At 42.8% G+C, this 3,359-nt stretch carries 6 protein-coding genes; 3 read left to right on the forward strand and 3 right to left on the reverse strand.

Annotated features, from left to right (window positions below; all coding sequences use genetic code 11):
* From P378_RS10790 to P378_RS10800, 3 genes are all read right to left on the reverse strand, one after another.
* Positions 1-226 (reverse strand): ATP-binding protein (locus P378_RS10790; RefSeq protein ID WP_180261066.1); only part of this gene is annotated, 226 nt, incomplete at its 3' end.
* A 283-nt stretch (positions 227-509) separates the two neighbouring features.
* Positions 510-1,019 (reverse strand): ribonuclease toxin HepT-like protein, encoded by a 510-nt coding sequence (locus P378_RS10795; protein ID WP_207654030.1) that lies wholly within the window; start codon positions 1,017-1,019, stop codon positions 510-512.
* Positions 1,016-1,396 (reverse strand): nucleotidyltransferase family protein, encoded by a 381-nt coding sequence (locus P378_RS10800; RefSeq protein WP_099083265.1) that lies wholly within the window; start codon positions 1,394-1,396, stop codon positions 1,016-1,018. Before P378_RS10800 ends, P378_RS10795 begins: the two co-directional genes overlap by 4 nt.
* A 1,032-nt stretch (positions 1,397-2,428) precedes the next feature.
* Between P378_RS10800 and P378_RS10810 the strand changes: the two genes are divergently transcribed.
* The 3 genes from P378_RS10810 to P378_RS10820 all read left to right on the forward strand — a co-directional run.
* A complete protein-coding gene (locus P378_RS10810; RefSeq protein WP_274378698.1) occupies positions 2,429-2,845 on the forward strand; it encodes an Rpn family recombination-promoting nuclease/putative transposase in 417 nt (138 codons plus the stop codon).
* 65 nt (positions 2,846-2,910) lie between these two features.
* The gene (locus P378_RS10815; RefSeq protein WP_099083267.1) at positions 2,911-3,174 is read left to right on the forward strand and encodes a potassium channel family protein; all 264 of its coding nucleotides are present in this window, start codon (positions 2,911-2,913) and stop codon (positions 3,172-3,174) included.
* 36 nt (positions 3,175-3,210) lie between these two features.
* Positions 3,211-3,359, forward strand: a 149-nt coding sequence (locus tag P378_RS10820) for a transposase (RefSeq protein ID WP_143338401.1), incomplete at its 3' end; no start/stop codon positions are given.

Here is a 3,359-nt window from a genome sequence, read left to right on the forward strand (position 1 = left end):
CAATGTCCTCGACGCACGCGCCACTGATAGCATAATCGGCCTTTTTGATGAGCCGGGCCATCCGGYTATTCTTACGTACCGCCCACTCCGCGTCAACAAGCAGACCTAGCCGCTCTTCAAACGATAATTCATGGAAGGAGCTGTCTTTTAACTGCTCACGGAATGCCTGTGCCATGACACTAAGTCGCATCTCATGCAGCTTGGATACAGTGTTATCGTTTAACATCAGTTATTCCCCCTTTTGTAATACTCAGCACCACGTGTAAAACCATACTGGGATGTCTCCGGCGAGGGGGAAGGGGGAAGGGGTCAGGCTTGACTTATTGTAAAGTATGACTTATTACAGGGGGACAAGGGGACAGGTACATTGTCCAGCAAAGAAAATGTATTCGGGGGTTTCTCTTTCGCCGCGCCTGCACGGCGGGGCTTGGGCTCATGGCCGATACCGTAACAAAACGGTAATCAGCTAAAAGCCTCACCCGCCAAAAAAAATTCCTGGTACAGACCTACTACTCTTCGGGCATTATTTTTTTCATCGTTTGAATAAATGTGTAGACATCCTTTTCCAGACAGTTAAATGTATGGGAAAATTTATTAAGCAAATCAACCATTCTCTCAGGAGATAGGTTAAATCCATAGACATTTCTAAAAACATGCCGGAAGGCTCTGAATTCATCAAGTTTACCTGCTGTTTCTCTGGAAAGGACGGGCGGCCTCACTTCGGGAATGTCCAGGGTCATTCGCAGTAATAATTCACGGTGCCAATGTTCTCCGGCAGGTAGTTTTTCATCTATCTCCCTGGCGACAGTTTCAAAAATATTTTCGGCAGCCACGTAAAAATCATGAAGGATAGAGCCAACGGCTCTTAAAATAAAGGTGTCTTCCGGAGGTAGAACGGATTTTATCTTTTTCTTGGAGCCAGTGAGGCCACGGCCTGAAAGTTCACTGTAGAGACCTTTAATATTTTCAAGCTCTTCTTTCAAGCGAGTGGCAATGACCATAAATTGCTTACGGGTCACAGACGGTATCCCTCATTTCTGGCTTTTTCACGCAGGCTGGGTGTGGCGTCTTCGTTTAAAACGACATTTATCTCATGTGGTTTGGTTATATTCTCAAGCTCAACCATCATTGTCCAATAACTTATTTTTGCAGGAAAGCCTTCTACATAAAGGTCGATATCCGACCTGTGGGAAAAATGCCTTCCCCAGACCAACGAGCCATAAAGATATACAGCATTAACATTGTATTTTTCCTTTAGGTGAGCGGCGGCGGCAGTAGCTTTAAGCAAGGCGTCCCGGCGCAGTTTTTCTAGGTCCTCTTGTTTCTGCCTTGCACGTTTTTGCCATGCCCGGCGCAGTTTATTAATATATTCTTGATGAAGTGTTTCATCTTTCATATAAGTTTCCTCATTTTTCTTTGTTCTAATAGAAAATAGTATTTTTTATTGCTTGACATGTATTTATTAAACCTGCCAATTGAGAAGAATTATTTAATCTTACATCTATCAGTTTTTTAATATAATTATTACTTAACAATTCAAAAAATTCTTTAGCTGATTTTTTTGTAAAACCAATAGTGTATATTTTCATACTACCAAGACATTTTCCTTTGTATTATATTTATAAGCTATTTCAGCATTCCTTATACGATAGGCTGCTTTGATTAAATCTTCAATATTTTTATCACCTTCTATAATACAGTAAAAAGTATTTGCATACGGCCAACCCCTTAAATTTCAAGAATATTATTCTTGCATTTATTATAACCCAAAAAATGCTCTAACTAAATATAAATGGGAAAGATTAACTTATAAAAACCATAAAAACCAAAAAAACCAAACTGCTTTGGCAGTCGCGGCTGGCTGCCGCGGGGACGGTTCCTAAAGCAATTCAAAGGCTTGCCGGCTGCTCTGGGGCAAGCCCAAGTTTTTCTCGGCAACCACATGCATGGCCAGGTCGATGGCAGCTTCGCATAATCCTGGGTGCCTGGCACTAAACTTATTAACTTATTGTAACCCTGCTCGCCGGGAGGGAGGCTGTCACCCTCTCCCGAATCCCGCAGGTGTCGCAGCATCAAACAATCCTGACAATTCACTGCCATTTAGGACCCGGAATCCCCCTACCCGGAGGCGACTCCCTGCGGGGGATTCTTTTATTGCCAGCTTTGCCTTTACCCTGCTAAGCAGGATATTTGGTGATTATTTAGAATCTGGTATAATAAGGATAACAGAAACAGCGGCAGGGGCGGGGACCTGGCGGGCATATAGGAATGTTAACCGCACCAACCACTGCACCTTCAAGGATTCTTGTGGCTTACTGTGGTTTAATGTGATAATAGTAATAACCAGAGAAGTGATTGGGTGCCGGAAAAAGACCAGACAAACCAAAAGGAACCCCACCATCCCTGCGAAAAAGGATAAAAACAACTGCTGTCCAACAAAAGGGCCTTTTTAGAACTCATTAAGACCTTTGTCATTTACAACGGCACCGGCCGGTGGACGGCGAGCACCAAATTCAAAGAAATGCTGTCGGGGTACGAAAAGTTCCCAAAGTATCTGCTTAATTTCAGCTATATTCTTTTTGATGTCAACCGCTACAACGAAGATGAGCTATACCGGGCAGCCAACCTGATCTCCAGCGTGTTCGTGCTGGACCAGACCATGGGCCACCGGGAAATGGCCGGGCGTTTAAGAAAACTTACCGGTATCCTAAAGGAAATGACACAAGATGAATTCAGACAAATAGTCACCAATCGTAATCGTTCCTGGCACCCTTTTGGAGACTGCCAGGCCCTCCCGGATAAGGACGGTTCTCTTCTCCTTTTATTGAGTATTAGCACTTATTAGGCTTTGTTGTTTAGTGAACCGAGCATTGTATGAACGTGGTGTAAAACTAATTAGGGGTTCTTGAGATGCTACGCAAACCTAAGATACTTTACCGCAATAAAAATACCAGTCAAATCAGGCATCTTTATCAAATCCTAAAAGTATTATTTTTCGTAAGTGTCACCGAGTTTCTTTTCCTGTTCACCTGTGTGCTTTTTTTGAGTAATTTTGAGCATTTGTCCTTTTTTAAAGCCTTCTACCTGGCCATTATCACCGTGTCTACAGTGGGCTACGGCGATCTTTATCCTCATACGGAAGCCGGGCAGATTATAATGGATAAAGAAAACTAGACAAAAAAACAGCTTTATTTAAGGTGGATCGTTGCCGTGAGAAAATCATATTCTGGGGAGTTCAAAGCCAAGGTTGTACTGGAAATTCTCAAGGAAGAGAAAACCATATCCCAGATTGCTTCAGAGTATGGGATTCATCCAAATCAATTGCTTAAATGGAAAAAAGAGGCAATAAGATCTCTGGC

Source organism: Desulforamulus profundi (assembly GCF_002607855.1).

What these genes read in the sequence shown, in the direction of transcription:
- P378_RS10815 (WP_099083267.1), top strand. Translation starts at nt 2,911, where the DNA reads ATGCTACGCAAACCTAAGATACTTTACCGCAATAAAAATACCAGTCAA.
- P378_RS10800 (WP_099083265.1), bottom strand. Translation starts at nt 1,396, where the DNA reads ATGAAAGATGAAACACTTCATCAAGAATATATTAATAAACTGCGCCGG.